Source organism: Mesorhizobium sp. 113-1-2, from assembly GCF_016756475.1.
Classification (GTDB): Bacteria; Pseudomonadota; Alphaproteobacteria; order Rhizobiales; family Rhizobiaceae; genus Mesorhizobium; species Mesorhizobium loti_C.
Window position 1 is genome coordinate 5,055,393 of record NZ_AP023242.1, and the last position, 17,202, is coordinate 5,072,594.

Sequence of the window (17,202 nt, forward strand, 5' to 3'; positions counted from 1 at the left end):
CCGGCGGACGGCGGACATGCGTGTTTCGCATTAGGGGGCAGAAATCCCCTGACGAAAGCGCTATATATAGACAAAAGGGACCGGACCAATGCGCATCGAGCGTCGCTTCACCAAGCCAGGGCAATCTGCTTATGCGGAGATCGAATTCCGCAAGGCACTTTCCGAGATCAAGAATCCGGATGGCTCGGTGGTGTTCCGCTTGGACAATATCGATGTGCCGGCGCAGTTCTCCCAGGTCGCCGCCGACATTCTGGCGCAGAAGTATTTCCGCAAGGCCGGTGTCCCCGCGCGGCTGAAGAAGGTCGAGGAGAACGACGTCCCCTCCTTCCTGTGGCGCTCCGTTGCCGATGAAGCCGAACTTGCCAAGCTGCCGGAAGCCGAGCGCTACGGCTCCGAGATCGACGCCCGCCAGGTTTTTGACCGTCTCGCCGGCACCTGGACCTATTGGGGCTACAAGGGCGGCTACTTCAAGTCGGAGGAAGACGCGCGCACCTTCCGCGACGAGCTCGCCTATATGCTGGCCACGCAGCGCGTCGCGCCGAACTCGCCGCAATGGTTCAACACCGGCCTGCACTGGGCCTACGGCATCGACGGTCCGAGCCAGGGCCACTTCTATGTCGACCCCTTCACCGGCAAGCTGACCAAGTCGAAATCCTCCTACGAGCATCCGCAACCGCATGCCTGCTTCATCCAGGGCGTGCAGGACGACCTCGTCAACGAGGGCGGCATCATGGATCTGTGGGTGCGTGAAGCGCGCCTGTTCAAATACGGCTCCGGCACCGGCTCGAACTTCTCGCTGCTGCGCGGCGAAGGCGAAAAGCTGTCTGGCGGCGGCCGTTCGTCCGGCCTGATGAGCTTCCTCAAGATCGGCGACCGTGCGGCGGGCGCCATCAAGTCGGGCGGCACGACTCGCCGTGCGGCGAAAATGGTCATCGTCGACGCCGACCACCCCGATATCGAGGAATTCATCGACTGGAAGGTCAATGAAGAGCAGAAGGTCGCCTCGCTGGTGACCGGCTCCAAGATCGTCAAGAAGCATCTCGAAGCCATCATGAAGGCCTGCGTTAATTGCGAAGGCCATGACGACGACTGCTTCGATCCGGCCATCAACACGGCGCTGAAGCGCGAGATCAAGGCGGCCAAGAAGTCGGCCGTGCCGGAGAACTACATCTATCGCGTCATCCAGTTCGCCAAGCAAGGCTACACCTCGATGTCGTTCAAGACCTACGACACCGACTGGGATTCGGATGCCTATCTGACGGTTTCGGGCCAGAACTCCAACAATTCGGTGTCGCTGAAGGACAATTTCCTGCGCGCAGTCGAGGACGACGCCGACTGGCACCTGACCGCCCGCAAGGACGGCAAGGTGCTGAAGACGCTGAAGGCCAGGGATCTCTGGGAAAAGATCGGCTACGCCGCCTGGGCGTCGGCGGATCCGGGCCTGCATTTCAACACGACGATGAACGACTGGCACACTTGCGCTTCGGCCGGTGCGATCCGGGCCTCCAACCCGTGCTCGGAATACATGTTCCTCGACGACACGGCCTGCAACCTCGCCTCGATCAACCTGCTGCCCTACCGCAATGCCGACGGCACGATCGATATCGCCGCTTACGAGCACACCGTGCGGCTGTGGACCATCGTTCTCGAAATCTCGGTCATGATGGCGCAGTTCCCGTCGAAGGAGATCGCCAAACTCTCCTACGAATACCGCACGCTCGGCCTCGGCTACGCCAACATTGGCGGCCTGCTGATGACCTCGGGCATTCCCTATGATTCCGACGAGGGCCGCGCCATCTGCGCAGCACTCACCGCCATCATGACCGGCGTCGCCTACGCCACCTCGGCGGAAATGGCCTCCGAACTCGGCGCCTTCCCGGACTATGACCGCAACGCCCAGAACATGCTGCGCGTCATGCGCAACCATCGCCGCGCCGCCTATGGCGACAAGGACGGCTACGAGAAGCTTGCCGTCAACCCGGTGCCGCTGGTCGCCTCCGACCTCAAGCAGCAGGCGCTGGCCGAGCATGCGAAAGCCGCCTGGGACCGCGCCATCGAGCTTGGCGAGGAGCATGGCTACCGCAATGCGCAGGCAACCGTGATCGCGCCGACCGGCACGATCGGCCTGGTCATGGATTGCGACACCACCGGCATCGAGCCCGACTTCGCGCTGGTGAAGTTCAAGAAGCTCGCCGGCGGCGGCTATTTCAAGATCATCAACCGCGCCGTGCCGGAAGCGCTGCGCACGCTCGGCTATTCCGAGAGCCAGATCGCCGAGATCGAGGCTTACGCCGTCGGCCACGGCAACCTCAACCAGGCGCCCGGCATCAATCCCGGCTCGCTCAAGGCCAAGGGGTTCAGCGACGAGAAGATCGCCGCGCTCAATGCGGCGCTGAAGTCGGCCTTCGACATCAAGTTCGTCTTCAACCAGTGGACGCTCGGCGCCGACTGGGTGAAGGAGACCTTTGGCTTCACCGACGAGCAGCTCAACGACTTCTCGTTCGAGATGCTGCCGGCGATGGGCTTTTCCAGGAAGGACATCGAGGCCGCCAACATCCATGTCTGCGGTGCCATGACGCTGGAAGGCGCGCCTTTCCTCAAGGCCGAACACCTCGCCGTGTTCGATTGCGCCAGCCCCTGCGGCAAGATCGGCAAGCGCTCGCTGTCGATCAACAGCCACATCCAGATGATGGCGGCGGCGCAGCCTTTCATCTCGGGCGCCATCTCCAAGACCATCAACATGCCCAACGATGCGACGGTGGAGGACGCCAAGGGCGCCTACATGCTGTCGTGGAAGCTGGCGCTGAAGGCCAACGCACTCTACCGCGACGGCTCGAAACTGTCGCAGCCGCTCAATGCCTCGCTGCTCGCCGATGGCGAGGAGGATGAGGACGATGCGGTCGAACAGCTGATCGCGGCCCCGGCCGCGGCGCGCGCGGCGCAGATCACCGAGCGGATCGTCGAGCGCATCATCGAACGCGTGTCGCGCGAGCAGGAAAAGCTGCCCGGCCGCCGCAAGGGTTATACGCAGAAGGCCAAGATCGGCGGCAACACCATCTTCCTGCGCACCGGCGAATATGATGATGGCCGCCTCGGCGAGATCTTCATCGACATGAACAAGGAAGGCGCCACGCTGCGTGGCCTTCTCAACAACTTCGCCATCGCGATTTCGCTCGGCCTGCAGTACGGCGTGCCGCTCGACGAATACGTGCACGCCTTCACCTTCACCAAGTTCGAGCCGGCCGGCATGGTCATCGGCAACGATGCCATCAAGAGCGCGACGTCGATCCTCGACTATGTGTTCCGTGAGCTGGCGATTTCCTATCTCGGCCGCAACGACCTCGCCCATGTCGACCAGTCGGACTTCTCCAACACCGCGCTCGGCCGTGGTATCAGCGAAGGCAAGACCGACGCCGTCTCCAAGGGCCTGACCCGCGGTTCGCCGGTGAAGCTGGTGTCGAGGGCAATCGGCAACGAGCCGAAGGGCTTTGCCGGCGCCGGCGCCCCTGCCCGCTCGGCGCCGACTGCTTTCTCCGGCTCCAACGTGCTGGCCCTGAAGCCGGCTAGCGACGAGGCGATCGCCTACAAGCGCGATTATGAGGAGCGGGCCAAGGAATTGGCCGAGGACATCGCCTTCGAGGAAGTGGCCGGCTCTGCTTCCGACACCACGGCGGCACTGTTCACCGACGCCGCGGCCAATGAAGCGGCCGAAGCGAAGAAACTCGCCGCCGACCGCCGCGCCAAGTCGCTGCTGCAAGGCTACACCGGCAATTCCTGCTCCGAGTGCCAGAACTTTACGATGGTGCGGAATGGGACCTGCGAGAAGTGCGACACGTGTGGCGCTACGAGCGGGTGCAGCTGAGATCCTTTGCCTTAGGCAGGCGACTGAAATGTCGCCTGCCTAACTTGAAAGGAAAGGCATGAGAGGCAGGGAAGTTACCCGGCTGTCGTCCGTAACCGACAAGCGCCGTAATTTAAAGCGACTTCTGAAGCACCTGTCCTCTGCGCCAAAATTAGACTTTCTATTTGCAATATATTCTATTCAAAAAATACAAAGCTCTAGAGGTGATACTCAATCATCTTTTTTTGCCGACTTGCCTAGTGAGGCTAGGACAAGCAACCGGCATTCTAAATCTTACTTCCATCCATGGTTCTTAGAAACACTAGCTAACGAATTGTTGGCGGCTCCTTGGGAACCCAAAAAGCGTGACGGCTTCACAAGAACTCTAAACCCTCGCAGTTTCAGCGCGTTTTCCACAGCTTACAACTTGCTAATTAAAGCTGAGAATGCCTCCGATGGACCGGTGTTACGTCGAGTTGGCGTTCTTACACAGCTTAACAGGCTCGCAAAACGTCAATTTGAGTGGCAACGCCGCTTCTCGACAGTGTCGCGGATGGCGCGATACCACTCAATTTACAGAACTGAAAGATCACGAATTTACTTCAAGGACAAATACGATATTGATTTTGATACATTCACAAAGACGGCGTTCTCCATATATGCGATGCTATTGAATCAGGCGACTATACGTACTGATATCGAGGCGCGGAGCATAGGTATCGAGCCGCTAGATGTCTTGAGGACTATTGATATTTTATCTGTCCCCTTGGACAAGGCATGCGATCTAGTCAGAGGACTTCGACAGGGCTACGATCACATCGCTTACGCACCAAGTATATTCCGCGTTTCGCCGCTCATAACGTTTCAGCAGGACGGTGTCAGGCACGCAATGACTCCTTTTGTGGACCTTCTGTTCTACCGAATAACAGAGGGGCTGTTTTATGATTTCGTAGACAATCCAAATCTTAAAAATGATTTTTCTGCAAATCTTGAGACGTACATAAGCGAAGTTATTGGAAAAAGAGCCGAAAAATACAAGGTCGGCGGCGACGTTACCTATGGACGTACGGCTGAGAAAACCCCAGACATCCTTGTGTCCACGAACAACAGTGTTGTTGCAGCCATCGAAATAAAGGGACGCCGGCAAAGCGCAACTATCCGTTTTGGTGAAAATCCAACAAAGGACTTCGCCGACGCCTATGAGGATTTATCGAAGGGGGTTTTCCAGCTCTGGAAATATCTAGCCGACAGCTCAAGGGGTTTGATCCCTGGCGAGTTCGCAGCATCAGAGAACACGATTCTTGGTGTGTGCACTTTGGACAATTGGATTGAGTCGGCTTACGGCACCGAGGTTGATATCTACGCCATGGCCCATAGAAAAGCCGACGCGTACGCTCGAGGAGTTCCCTCGGAATATCGGAAACATGTTCCGATATTCAGTTTGAGTGATATGGAGTTCGTGCTTTCGCGAAGTGACGTCGAGACTCTCGTGGGTATTGTTCAGGCCTCTACAACTGACGAATATCGAGGTTGGTTGCTGTCATCGATATTTTCGTCCCAGTTTCCATCACGCAGCGTAGTCGACGATGCACTTCCATTTGGAGACGTCAACAAACATGTTCCATGGTGGAACACTCTTGATCCTGACGGCAGGATGGACCAAGTCAAAGCTCAATAAATCCGGATCAGGTATTGGCGCCTCACCCCGCCGGCAACATCCGCAGCGTCTGCTCGTCAAACAGCGGTTCATCCTGGCCGACACGCACAAACACCACCTTCCGCCCCTCACCCGCCGGCACCTCGAAATACTGGATGCCGTCCGGCATTTCGCCCCAGGCGCCGCAGGGCGGTTCGGGAACCTCGTTGGGGCTGGCGAGCGCTTTCAGTTCTTTCGCGTAGGCGGCCTTGGGGCTGAACGTTAACGATTGACGCCGGTTGGCATAATGCGAGGCTCAGTCCGCCGGGCAGAGCGGCGTCTTTCCTCCATACGTTTGATGTCCGTCAAGGCCAGGCGATCCACGCCTCACTATCGTCACCGTCAAGAACGACCTTGGAGACGAGCGATGGACGCAGAGATCAGAGACAAGATTCAGACGCTCCTTGATCAGCACCGCATCATGACGGTCGCAACACTGAGGGCGGACGGCTGGCCCCAGGCGACCACCGTGGGTTACGTCAATGACGGCCTTTCCCTCTATTTTCTTTGCGGGCTAGACAGCCAGAAGGCGGCGAATCTGGCGCGGGACGATCGCCTGTCGCTGACCATCGATCACGACACGCCTCAGGTAATGGAGATCACTGGCCTTTCCATGGCGGCACGGGCACAGCCGGTCACAGACAGAGCCGAGGCCGAGAAGGTTCTGAGGATGATGCCGATGAAATATCCGCCACAAGCCTCGATGCCATTCGCGATGCCGACGCCGGAGCAGGTGCGCATCTTCCGTGTGGTGCCTTCAGTCATCTCCGTGCTCGACTACTCGAAGGGTTTCGGCCACACGGATCTCGTGACCTTTTGAGCGCCTGCTCTCGATCAAGGTCGGTTATGATGACGGCGTTTTCGCAACCTCCCCTTTGGCTGGAAAGGTCATTCAATTCGCCGGCAACACCCGTAGCGTCTGGTCGTCAAACAACGGCTCGTCCTGCCCCACCCGGACGAACAGCACCTTCCGCCCCTCGCCTGCCGACACCTCGAAATACTGGATGCCGTCAGGCATTTCGCCCCAGTCGCCGCAGGGCGGCTCTGGAACCTCATCGGGGTTGGCAAGTGCTTTTAGTTCGTTCGCATAGGCGGCCTCGGGGCTGAACGTGTAGCGCTTGACGCCAGCAGGCACTGTGCCTTCAGTGTAAGGCGCCAGCATGCAGCGCGCGCTGATGGCCTTGTCGGTCTTTTCCAGGAACAGCCGCTGCACGGCAGCCTCGGCGGTCTCGCCTGATTTGATGTCGAACACCTCGACCAGAGGATCGGCGTCACCGCCATCGCTGTATTTGATGGCGAGCGCGTTGCCGGCGAATTCGAAATGGATCTGGCGGAAGCCGAAGTCGCAGCGCTGTGTCCAGGCGGCAAGGCCGATCGTCTTGTCGGCCATTTTTTCCCAGACGCATTTGTCGATCGGCGGGCGTGACGGCGCCGGCTCATCCGCGCGTGCCGCGGCGGATATCGTCACGGACGCAAACAGGACGCCGATCCAAACGATCGATCTCATGGCGCTAGTCATCGCTGCATCCTGTCAGAGTAAAGGCGTCCCAGGCCGAGCCATCCGGATTGGCGTTGGCGAAATCGGCCCATTCGGTGAAAGCCACCCCGAAATCGGGCAGCAACAGCCCTTTCGGCGCCGGTGTCGCCTCGCGCGAATTCAACAGTTCGGCGCCGCCTCCGGTCAAGGCGTAGACCTGGCCGTCCCATATCCTGCACAGCCCGCTGCCATCCTGCAGGCCCGCTTCGCGGTCGTCGTCGGTGCAGGTGTGGCGGATGGTGCCGAGCGGAAACGAATTCTTGCCGTTGGTCCAGGTGATGTCGGCCGGCAGGTTTTTGTCCGTGTTGGGCACGCGCAGCGAAAACACCTGCGCCGTCAGCGCCGCCGGCTCATTGTCGAGCGGCCGGAATTGCAGAACGGCGCCCGAACGCGGCTCGCGGTAGGTGGCGTGGCTCAGCAGACATTCCTTGGCGCTCGCTGCCTGCATCGGGCCGAGCAGGCCCAGGAGAACAAAAGCCAGTTTGCGAAGGATCACCAGATGTCTCCGGAAAAGCATCCTGAAAGCCCGCACTCAGACAAACCCGACCAGAAAGGCAGCGCCGCCGAGAAAGCCTGCCGAACAGAACCACAGCAGCCAGAGCCCGCGCACCCGGCATTCGAGCACGGCCGAGGCGGGGTTGGCGGGGTCGTAATGCACGTCGACCTTGCTGCCCTCGGCATAGCTTCGTGCCTGACCGTTGACGAGGCCGGGCAGCGAAGCCGTGACCGTGGCGCCGAAGGTGACGCGGTCGGAGGTGTAGCGCTGGCCGGCGACGCCATAGCTGTAGACGATGCGGGATTTGAAGACGGTGCGCCAGCGTCGATAGCCGCTATAGTTTCGCAGCGCCTGCAGACCCGAGGACTCAATGCGGCCGGCGGCCATCGGCCATTTTGCCGCCTGCTCGGCAAGCGACTTCTGGGCAAAACCCATGCGCAGGGCGAACAGGCCCATGAACAGCAGCAGTGCCGCCGCGCCGAGATTCTGCGGCTTGGGCAAATGCGGCCGGATCGCCTCCAGCACGCCGCCGACGGAAAACACCAGCACCGCTGCGCCGATCACCAAACCCGCCGAGAGCTGGAACATGAACTTGAAGGCGCCGTCCGGCATGGTGCGCTCGATCACGGCCTTGCTGGGATCGGCGGGATTGTAGAAGACGGTCACCTCCGCGCCGCGGGGGAACTGCGCAAGGGTTTCGGGGACTTCGAAATTCCCCAAATTCTCCTTCACGCTGTAGCGCGCGCTTTGAAATTTCTTGCCGCCCACCTTGTATTCGAAGGTGATCGCCGGAAAATTGCGCATCTCGGTGGTATCGCTGCTGTCCGAACCAGCGCCCGAGCTTCGCACCTCACGTGCCTCGACGCGCGAGGAGATGATCTTTCCCGGCGTCGGCAACCAGTGGCTGAGCGCCCGAACCTCGCGCCATTTCACGAAGGTGATAAGCGACAACATGCCGGCGACCGCGCAGGCAAATCCGACCAGCAGAAATTTGAGTTCCAGTTCCACCCTGATCCCCCGGAGTGCAGGAACCGGTACTAGACAGCACTGCGGCGGCAATGTCTCGCTTATTCGCAAAGCCGAGAGATGAGCGGCCGGACGTCACGCGCGCCCTCTCCTTCTCCCGTTGTTGTGGGAGAAGGGAGAAGATCCCTTCATGCCGGCCTTACAGTCAGGAAGGTGTTCCATTCCTCGCTGTTGCGGCCAATGTTGAAATCGTCCCTGAGAAGCACCAGCCCGGCGGCTTCGAGACGGGCCGCGAAGTCGTCCCTGCGCCACAAGACCGTGTGATAGTTGCTGTCCGTCTCGCCATCGCCATTGCGCATCGATACGAGGAAGGCGCCGCCTGGCCGCAGCGAGCCGGTTATCTTGGCCAGCACCTGGTCAATCTGGTCGCGCGGCACATGGATCAGGACGGCGAGCGCCAGGACGGCATCATAGGGCCCGCCGAGATCATCGGTGAGGAGGTCGAGAAGCTCTCCATGCTTGCCGCGCGCGGCCTGCAGCTCGAGAAACCGCTTGGTTGCGTCAGTGCGGCGAACCTTAACGCCCAGGCCCTCCAGAAAGTCCGCGTCGTAGCCCGCCCCCGACCCGACTTCCAGGATCTGGCCGGCGGTGCCGGCGATCGCCACGAGGCGCTTCAGCGATGCCTGCTCTCTTGGGTTGGGAACATGCCGCACGATGGTATCGTAGCGATCCGCATAGTCCTCATAAGCACTGATCGTTTGACGGCTCTTCGACAGAGCCTGCGACAACACATCCATCTTTCCCTCCCCAGCGTCCATGTGAGTCAAAAGCTCTTCAGCGAACGGTGCCGGGAGACACGTGTCCGTCGAGAACGCCGATGTCGCGCAGGAAATGATCCGACAGGCAACGCTGGTCGAGCAGCCCGCGCCTGCGGGGTCTGAACGGCGCGGTAAAGAGGTCGAGCACCGGGCGGCGAAGCGTGTTGTAGAGGGTCATTGCCGTGGTCCTTTCGGGTTCGAGTTGATGACCAGAGCATGCCGTTTTCCGGTCTTGGTTTCCAATCGAACCTCGCGTACCATGCATCAGGAGGATTGATGCGTCATGAGTTGGGAGTTGCCGCCACTAGGGGCTATCAGGGTCTTTGAAGCCGCAGCCAGACTGGGCAGTTTTACCAAGGCGGCCGAAGAACTCGGCATGACACAGTCGGCGGCCAGCTATCAGATCAAGGTGCTGGAAGAACGCGCCGGAACACCGCTTTTCATAAGAAAAACAAGGCAAATTGCCTTGACCGAGGCCGGGCAGCAGCTGGCGCCGCATGCATCCGGCGCTTTCTCGGCGCTGGCGGATGCGTGGGTCGCGACCAAGGGTGGAGCGACCGGCGTGCTGTCGGTGACGACCATGGAAACCTTCGCGACGAACTGGCTGGCCGTGTGGCTTGGAACATTCCAGCTGATGCATGCCGATCTTGCCGTGAAGGTCAATACATCGCCCCGGCTGGTCGATTTCACACGCGAGGACATGGACATCGGCATCCGGACCGGCACCGGAAATTGGCCCGGTCTGACGGCGCACTATCTGTTCAAGGCCGACTATACGCCCATGCTCAGCCCAAAACTGGCCGAGAGCGTGGGAGGCATCCGCCGCCCCGAGGATCTCTACAAGGTGCCGCTGTGCTGTGCCGACGATCCCTGGTGGAAAATCTGGTTCGAAGCGGCCGGCGTACCCTTCGAGCCCGATCGTGTCATCGCCGGCCCGATGCTGGGTTCGCAGGCCTATGATGCAATGGCGGCGCTGACCGATCGGGGCGCGGCCATCCTCACCCGCAATATCTACAGCGCCCTGCTGGCGAACGGTCAATTGATACAGCCGTTCGACGTCCTTGGATCCGACGGCGACGGCTATTGGCTGGTGCATCTGGAAAGCCGCCGCAACACACCGAAGATCAAGGTGTTCCGGGATTGGGTGCTGGCCCAGACTGCGGAGATTCGGATGCAGGAAGCGCGCCAGACATAGGCCTGCAAGGTTCACCCCCACAGAGGACCAGATGATCGATCACATAACCATCGAAGTGGGTGACTTGGAGAAGAGCAGGCTCTTCTACGAAAGCGCTTTCGCGCCCCTGGGATATCGCCTGTCCTTCGGCAAGGAAGGCGTGTTCTGGGCCTTCGACGTCGGCAATGGCTGCCTGTTCGAAATCCAGCGAACCGGCGAGGCGCCGCCGCTCACCCATCTGCATGTTGCCTTCCGCGTCGGCAGCAAGGCAGAGGTCGATGCGTTCCACCAGTCGGCGCTGTCAGCCGGCGCCAAAGACAATGGCGCACCGGGCCCGCGTCCCAACTATGCGGTGAGCTACTACGCCTGCTTCGTGCTCGACCCCGACGGCTACAACATCGAGGCGATGATCAACGAGCCCTCGGCTTCATCCTAGGGCGCCAATAAGAGCCGAGGATGAAGAGCGATATATATCTCGCCTCTTTCCGCCCTCGGCCAGCCACCCCGCGTTGCGCACGGCCCCTGCATCGGCCGATCGGTTGATCCAGATCAACGCGGACGCATCGCCCGTGCTGTCTCCTCGGCCATCATCCCAAGGAGAACGAACATGTCGACTTACGACCTCATGGTTATCGCCGCAGTGCTGCTCAGCTTCGCGTCATTTTCCGCGGTTCTGGCTTTTGCCACCTTCGACGAATCGCGACGCCGTCGTCCAAGATAAGCCGATCGGACCGGTTGAATGGGCGACCATCCACACGACGAAATGATATAGGTACAATTTGACGGCGGATCGGATGGAATGACAACGTCTGGAAGATAACAACCGGAAGATGCCATGAGCGACGAAACCGAGGACGACACCGACATCGTCAACCAGCTCGCCTATGTCAGGGCCGACCCCACCCAGCACGATACGATTACGCTCCTCACCATGATCGATGCCGCGATTGCCGAGATCATGGCATTGAGGAGAAAGCTGCGGCTGAGCGAGGAGAGGAATGGCGGGAGCAACCAGCTCCAATAGGCGGCAGAACCAGAGCGAAGGGCGACGCGAAGCCTAATCCGCGTCGGCCATCATCTGACGGCCACCGCCGCCAGCCCAGGCGCGCCATTGCCGCTCGTCGCCATGGAAGACGTTGAGGTCGATGCGGCCGGTCACACCGTGCGACAGACCGGAGCCGGAATACTGCCAGAACAGCCATTTGCGGCCGGGATAGACCTTTGACGGATGGCGGGCCACGGCGCGCAGCCAGAACGGATAGTCTGGGAATGCGCCGCGCAGATTGTCGCGGTAGAAGTCGGGGCTGGTGTAGATGATGGGCCGCTGGCCATAGTGGCGCTCCAGCTTGTCCATGAACACCTGCATCTTTTCCAGCACCTTTTCGCGCGACGGGCGCCGCTGGCAGGAGGAGTCGCCATTCCACTCGACGTCGATCACCGGCGGCAAGGCGCCATCCATCTTCGGCACGTTGCGGATGAACCAGTCGGCCTGTTCGCCGGCGGTGCGGCACCAGTAGAAGAAATGATAGGCACCGCGCTTCAGCCCGGCGGCATCGGCATTGCGCCAGTTCTTCATGAACATCGGATCGAGGTGGTCGCCGCCGTCGGTCGCCTTGATGTAGGCGAAGTTGGCGCCCTGGGCGCGCAGCTTGCCCCAGTTGACGTCGCCTTGCCAGCGCGAGACGTCGACGCCATGCACGGCAAGGTGGCGGGGCGAGGAGCGGCCGAAATTGATCGGCTTGGCATCGCGAAAGCCGTAACGCGTGACCGGCCCGGCAAGCATCGGAGGGGCTGCCCGCGACAAGAGTTTTGGCGGCGAGACCAGGGCTGCTGGTTCGACCGGCGGATCCACGCTGTCGGGCAATTCCGGCGCGGGAAACGCCACCGTCTCTTCCTCCGCCAGGCCGAAAGGCGGAGCATTGTCGTCAGCTGGCGCGGCCTCGGCCAGCTTGCGCGCGTTGCTGGCCTTGGTCACGGGAACGGATGCGATCGGTGCGCTTGGCCGCACCACCGAACTGGTGGTTTCATTCGACGGCTTCTGCATGTCGAGCGCGTCCATGCCCGATGTCGACGAGCAACCGGCGAGGCACAGCGATGCGATCACGAAACTGATGGCGCCTGATAACCGCATCTGGACCTGTACTCGAAACACAACAGACCGAAGGCGACGGCCGACGGACAACCAGCCTAGTTATGAACGAGAAATTACCAATAAAGTTTGAATCAAGTTTTTTACCATGACTGTGACCCGTTTCAGACATTCGCCGTCGCCGCCCAGCCCAGCCTTGACAGTGCCATTATGTGGCTGTTGAGACGAGCATGCGGCGTTTGCCGCAGGCATTTCCCACGATTCCCCAAAAGGCGCCCGATGATTGCGTTGCAGCGGCTTCTCCTGGTCCCCCTGCTTGTGGCCCTCTCCTGCGGCGGAACGCTCATAGGCGAGGCCGCGCACGCCAGCGCGCTGACCGTCGTTCCTCCCGGCAATCGCTCGCAGACGCAACCGCCTATCCCGGACGCATCGGCAACGCGAACCCGCGCCTTCAAGACCACCTATGCGGAAAAATACCAGAAGATCGTCGCGCTGCTGAAGCGAGAGAAGAAACTGGTGGCGCATATCAAGCAGGTGGCGGCGGCCTACGATATCGACCCCATCCATATTGTCGGCGCGCTGGTCGGCGAACATACCTACAATGTGACCGCCGTCGGCTCGGTCCAGACCTACTATGTGAAGGCGCTATCCTATTCCGGCCTCGACTTTGCCTTCCGCTACAAGGGCGTGCCGGTGCAGACCTTTATCCAGCGACCGGAATTCGCCGCCTGCGCCGAGGCCAAGGACAGCGCCACCCTGTGGAGCTGCCGCGACAGGGTGTGGGTCGAGCATTTCCGCGGCAAGACGGTCGACGGCGTCACCTATGAGGCCCAGACCTTCCAACAGGCCTTCTTCCAGCCCTTCTTCGCTGGCCAGACCTTCGGCCTTGGCCAGATCAGCCCGCTGACCGCGCTCGAGGTGACTGATCTGGTCAACAAGGTCAGCGGCTACGACAGGCTGACGCCGGATCATCCGCAGGCGATTTATCGCGATGTCATGGATCCCGACCGCAGCATCGTCTACATCGCCGCGATCGTGCGTGATGCCATCGACGCCTACAAGGAACAGGGCTTCGACATATCAGGCAATCCGGGGATCACCGCCACGCTCTACAATGTCGGCCAGCCCCGGCAGCGCGCGGCCGACCTGCGCGCGGCGGTTGCCGGCGGCAAGGGCCGCAAGCTGCCGGTCGAGAATTATTACGGCTGGCTCGTCAACGACAAGCTCGACGAACTCAGAAGCCTGCTCGACAGCGGCAGCTGAGAAACGCTTTTAACAGGGAGCCTGCGTGCAGTCGTTCATCGACCAGAGCGTTTGTCTCATCGAGAACCATCAGGCCTGGGCCGGCCTCGTGGTCGGGCTGCTGGCCTTTGGCGAGTCGCTGGTGCTGGTCGGCATCCTCTTGCCTGGCACCACGGTGCTCATCATCGTCGGCGGCCTGGTGGGAGCCGGCATCGTCCAGCCTCTGCCCGTACTTCTCGCCGCGATGATCGGGGCGGCGCTCGGCGATACCATCTCCTACTTCCTCGGCAGATGGCTGGGGCGCGGTGTCGTCCACAAATGGCCGCTCAATCGCTACCGCCGCGAGGTCGCCAGGGCGCGGCTATTCTTCCATCGTTATGGTTTTGCAGCGGTTTTCGTCGGCCGCTTCTTCGGCCCGGTCCGCGCCACCGTGCCGCTGGTCGCGGGCATGATGGGCATGCACCGGCGCCGCTTCCAGATCGCCAACATCCTGTCGGCGATCATCTGGGCTCCCGTCGTGCTGTCGCCGGGATGGCTGGTGGCCAAGGGCGCCGGCAGCATTCCCGAGCTCGATGTGACCAGCCGGTTCGGGTTGGCGGCGATCGCCGTCGCTGCCCTGATCGTCGTAGCGGTGATTGTTTTCAAGTTTCGGGGCAAGCGAACGGCGCGAGCCTAGCCCCTTTTCCTGAACACCCCGATCATCGGCCCCAGATTCCAGTAATCGTCGTTGCGGCCGACCGCGGGCGCGAACAGGCTCGATATCGTGCCATCGAGAAACAGCGCATTGTCGCAGCCGAGCGCATCGCGGAACAGCCGGGCGAATGCATGGAAATTCACCGTGCCGTTCGAAATGGCAAAGACCGCGACACCGTCCTTGCGCACCCCGACGCCGTCGCGGGTTTTTCGCGAGGTGCCGTCGGACTGGAATTTCGGATGAAGCTGGCCGTCGATCACGAGCATCGGCCCGGATTGCGTCGCATAGTCGGTGGACGGCCGCTTCCTGACGAAGTCCCTGGTCGCCCGGACCGCGGCCTTGCCGCCGGTGATGTAGAAGATGCCATTCGGCTGGAGCGAAAAGTTGCCGCTTCCCGATCCCGTCTTCACGCCGGCCATTTCCTGGCCGCGCTCGACATAGAGGCCTACTGGCCTGAGGTCTGGATGATACATGCCGGCATTGATGGCAAACAGCATGGTGCGGCCGACCGCGCGCTGGGCGGTGTCGAGATTGTGCAGCGACTGAAAAGGCTTGCCGGCCGGATCCTTCCAGAACAGCTCGATCGAATAGAGCTTCGGATCGACCTCGCAGACGAGATAGCTGGTCGCCTCGAAGGCGAAGTCGCGGCACGGCGGCAGCGACACAAACCATTGGCTGAATGCCATCGTCGTGGCGACCGCCTGCGGCAGTGCTGCCTTGACCAGCCCCAGAAGCAGGGGCGCGGAGTTGAGAAGTGTCAGAAAGTCCATGCGCCTGCGGATGCCAGATTCAATCAGCTCTCGTGGTTATCACCACTTGCTGGCACCATGGAAGGCCGGCACGAAACGGTCGGATCCGGTTTCAAGCTCGGTCGCGGCGGGGCTAACTGAGCAATACCAGGAAAAGTGTGAAGCGGTTTTCCGTCCGGAATTGCGTCAATACAAAGATCTCGATTATTTGACGGCGCTGACCAGCTGTTCGTCGCCACCCAGAATGGAGACCCAGTGCCCCGTATTGTCGCTCGCCTGCCGTTTCAGGTAGCGATAGCTGGTCTGGTTCCAGAGGCGGACCTTGTCGGTCAGATTGTCTAGGATGAAGTCACCCTTGTCGGTGCGCACCGTCAGTACGGCATGACCTTCGCCATCCGGCTTGCGAACCACCGTCATCAAAAGATTGGCTATGGCAATGCCCAGGCTGTTGAGCTCACGTCGCTTTTCCAGCGCGTAATCCTCACAATCGCCAAAACCATTGTCCGGATAGGCCCACCACTCGTCCTTGCCGTAATTGTCCATGTCGCTCATCGGCTTGACGCGCGTGTTGACCGAGAGATTCACGGCCGAGATATCGTGCAGCAGCTTGCTGTTCAGGTGTTCCGGGACGCTGTCGGGCGAGCGGATCGAGCATTCGGCGACATGGATCTTGCAAAAATCATAGTGACCGATCGGCTGGGAGGTCGAGCCGCCGATAACCATGGAAGCAGGCGCAGCATAGGCCGAACCCGCCACCGAATAGAAAACGGCCACGGCAACCGCCAGCCCCTTCGCCTTGCGGCGCCAACCCGTCGAGGATGCCATCCGGCCCCACCCATCTGTTTTGTTAACAGAATGTTAAGGGCGGTTATATTCCGAAGTCAATCAACCCTGGCGATCACATCTCCGGGGGATCGACTCACGCGCCCAACTGGTTGCCGTCACGCAACACTGGGCCTGCTAAGCCAGCCACCCCATCGCCAAGCCGAGCAACAGGACGACGCCGAGCAGGCCGCGGTAGATGACGAAAGGCCAGGCGGAGAAGCGTTCCAGCACGCGCATCAGGCCCCAGATGGCGAAGAAGGCGGAGATCGAGGCGACGACCAGCCCGGTGGCAAGAACCGACCAGCCATGGGCGTCGAGGTGAACCTTATGCAGTTCCCACAGCTCCTTGAGGCCGGCAAGCGCGATCGCTGGCAGTCCGAGCAGGAACGAGAAGCGCGCCGCCTCGGCCCGCTTGAAGCCGAGCCCCAGTGCCGCCGTCAGGGTCGAGCCCGAACGGGAGACACCAGGGATCAGCGCGCCGATCTGGGCGACACCGACAAGCAACGCGTCGGTGAGCGAGGCTTCGCCGATGGTGCGTTTGTGGCGGGCGAAAATCTCGGCGAGAGCCAGCAGGATCGCCATGGCGATACAGGACCAGCCGATCACGCTCAAGCTGCGCAGCGGCGAATTGCAGGCGTTCAGAACGCCCGATAGCGCGACGCCGGCAATGACGATCGGGATCGTCGCCAGCACGATCCAGGAAGCCAGCCGGAAATGCCGGTCGGCGAAATCGCGCCGCGTGAGAGCATCGAGCGAGCCGAACAGAATATCCCTGACATCGCCCCAGAAATAGCTGATCACGGCGGCAAGGGCGGCAAGCTGCATGGCGGCGGAGAAGGCGGAGCCCGGATCCTGCCAGCCGAGCACCGCCGGCACGATGCGCATATGGGCGGTCGAGGAAATCGGCAGCAATTCGGTGATGCCCTGCACCAGGCCGAGAAAGGCGACTTTGGCAAATCCCAGGCCGACGAAGCCGGTGTCTACGCCTTGAGTGCAGATGTCAGCCATATCGAGCCTTTCTGTCGAACAACCATGAGGGGCGATCCCCGCCGAGCAATAGTCTGGCGATCCCCGG

18 protein-coding genes are annotated in these 17,202 nt (G+C 61.0%); 8 read left to right on the forward strand and 10 right to left on the reverse strand.

All coding sequences use genetic code 11. From position 1 onward, the window contains the following. The first annotated feature begins 88 nt into the window (after positions 1–88). Positions 89–3,862, forward strand: coding sequence for a vitamin B12-dependent ribonucleotide reductase (locus tag JN279_RS24570; protein ID WP_202350461.1), 3,774 nt, complete (start codon positions 89–91; stop codon positions 3,860–3,862). A 532-nt stretch (positions 3,863–4,394) separates the two neighbouring features. After that, complete coding sequence (locus JN279_RS24575; RefSeq protein ID WP_202350462.1) at positions 4,395–5,519, forward strand: hypothetical protein; 1,125 nt, start codon at positions 4,395–4,397, stop codon at positions 5,517–5,519. 22 nt (positions 5,520–5,541) lie between these two features. On the opposite strand, the gene JN279_RS38740 is transcribed toward JN279_RS24575, so the two are convergent. Next, positions 5,542–5,667, reverse strand: a complete 126-nt coding sequence (locus JN279_RS38740; protein WP_274608584.1) for a hypothetical protein — start codon at positions 5,665–5,667, stop codon at positions 5,542–5,544. Between the two features lie 237 nt (positions 5,668–5,904). Here JN279_RS38740 and JN279_RS24585 point away from each other — a divergent pair, with 237 nt between their 5' ends. Continuing rightward, positions 5,905–6,357, forward strand: a complete 453-nt coding sequence (locus tag JN279_RS24585) for a pyridoxamine 5'-phosphate oxidase family protein (RefSeq protein WP_096445409.1) — start codon at positions 5,905–5,907, stop codon at positions 6,355–6,357. Positions 6,358–6,429: 72 nt separating this feature from the next. On the opposite strand, the gene JN279_RS24590 is transcribed toward JN279_RS24585, so the two are convergent. The 5 genes from JN279_RS24590 to JN279_RS24610 all read right to left on the reverse strand — a co-directional run bounded on the left by JN279_RS24590 (position 6,430) and on the right by JN279_RS24610 (position 9,532). Then, positions 6,430–7,044, reverse strand: a complete 615-nt coding sequence (locus tag JN279_RS24590; protein WP_244734136.1) for a hypothetical protein — start codon at positions 7,042–7,044, stop codon at positions 6,430–6,432. A gap of 4 nt (positions 7,045–7,048) precedes the next feature. Continuing rightward, entirely contained in the window at positions 7,049–7,570 is a 522-nt protein-coding gene (locus tag JN279_RS24595) for a hypothetical protein (protein ID WP_202350464.1), read from the reverse strand. Between the two features lie 36 nt (positions 7,571–7,606). Next, positions 7,607–8,578, reverse strand: a complete 972-nt coding sequence (locus tag JN279_RS24600) for a DUF3592 domain-containing protein (RefSeq protein WP_202350465.1) — start codon at positions 8,576–8,578, stop codon at positions 7,607–7,609. Positions 8,579–8,724: 146 nt separating this feature from the next. Beyond that, positions 8,725–9,333, reverse strand: coding sequence for a class I SAM-dependent DNA methyltransferase (locus JN279_RS24605; RefSeq protein ID WP_202350466.1), 609 nt, complete (start codon positions 9,331–9,333; stop codon positions 8,725–8,727). Between the two features lie 37 nt (positions 9,334–9,370). Continuing rightward, positions 9,371–9,532, reverse strand: a complete 162-nt coding sequence (locus JN279_RS24610) for a hypothetical protein (protein ID WP_202350467.1) — start codon at positions 9,530–9,532, stop codon at positions 9,371–9,373. A gap of 105 nt (positions 9,533–9,637) precedes the next feature. On the opposite strand from JN279_RS24610, the gene JN279_RS24615 reads away from it, so the two are divergent. From JN279_RS24615 to JN279_RS24625, 3 genes are all read left to right on the forward strand, one after another. Then, entirely contained in the window at positions 9,638–10,549 is a 912-nt protein-coding gene (locus tag JN279_RS24615; protein WP_096445399.1) for a LysR family transcriptional regulator, read from the forward strand. A gap of 31 nt (positions 10,550–10,580) precedes the next feature. Next, positions 10,581–10,964 (forward strand): VOC family protein, encoded by a 384-nt coding sequence (locus tag JN279_RS24620; RefSeq protein ID WP_202350468.1) that lies wholly within the window; start codon positions 10,581–10,583, stop codon positions 10,962–10,964. Between the two features lie 399 nt (positions 10,965–11,363). Then, positions 11,364–11,552, forward strand: a complete 189-nt coding sequence (locus JN279_RS24625; protein WP_096445395.1) for a hypothetical protein — start codon at positions 11,364–11,366, stop codon at positions 11,550–11,552. 33 nt (positions 11,553–11,585) lie between these two features. Here JN279_RS24625 and JN279_RS24630 read toward each other — a convergent pair whose 3' ends face one another. Beyond that, positions 11,586–12,659: a glycoside hydrolase family 25 protein gene (locus JN279_RS24630; RefSeq protein ID WP_202350469.1), complete on the reverse strand. Its 1,074-nt coding sequence runs from the start codon at positions 12,657–12,659 to the stop codon at positions 11,586–11,588. A gap of 237 nt (positions 12,660–12,896) precedes the next feature. Between JN279_RS24630 and JN279_RS24635 the strand changes: the two genes are divergently transcribed. Together JN279_RS24635 and JN279_RS24640 are read left to right on the forward strand one after the other, a co-directional pair. Further along, entirely contained in the window at positions 12,897–13,880 is a 984-nt protein-coding gene (locus JN279_RS24635; RefSeq protein ID WP_202350470.1) for a DUF1402 family protein, read from the forward strand. A gap of 25 nt (positions 13,881–13,905) precedes the next feature. Then, on the forward strand, positions 13,906–14,535 hold the full coding sequence (locus JN279_RS24640; protein WP_202350471.1) for a DedA family protein: 630 nt from the start codon (positions 13,906–13,908) through the stop codon (positions 14,533–14,535). On the opposite strand, the gene JN279_RS24645 is transcribed toward JN279_RS24640, so the two are convergent. The 3 genes from JN279_RS24645 to JN279_RS24655 form a co-directional block, all read right to left on the reverse strand. Next, positions 14,532–15,323: a phosphodiester glycosidase family protein gene (locus tag JN279_RS24645; protein WP_202350472.1), complete on the reverse strand. Its 792-nt coding sequence runs from the start codon at positions 15,321–15,323 to the stop codon at positions 14,532–14,534. The genes JN279_RS24640 and JN279_RS24645 overlap by 4 nt on opposite strands. A gap of 183 nt (positions 15,324–15,506) precedes the next feature. After that, the gene (locus JN279_RS24650) at positions 15,507–16,127 is read right to left on the reverse strand and encodes a transglutaminase-like cysteine peptidase (protein ID WP_096445385.1); all 621 of its coding nucleotides are present in this window, start codon (positions 16,125–16,127) and stop codon (positions 15,507–15,509) included. Positions 16,128–16,262: 135 nt separating this feature from the next. Further along, a complete protein-coding gene (locus JN279_RS24655) occupies positions 16,263–17,135 on the reverse strand; it encodes an undecaprenyl-diphosphate phosphatase (protein WP_096445383.1) in 873 nt (290 codons plus the stop codon). Positions 17,136–17,202: the final 67 nt, after the last annotated feature.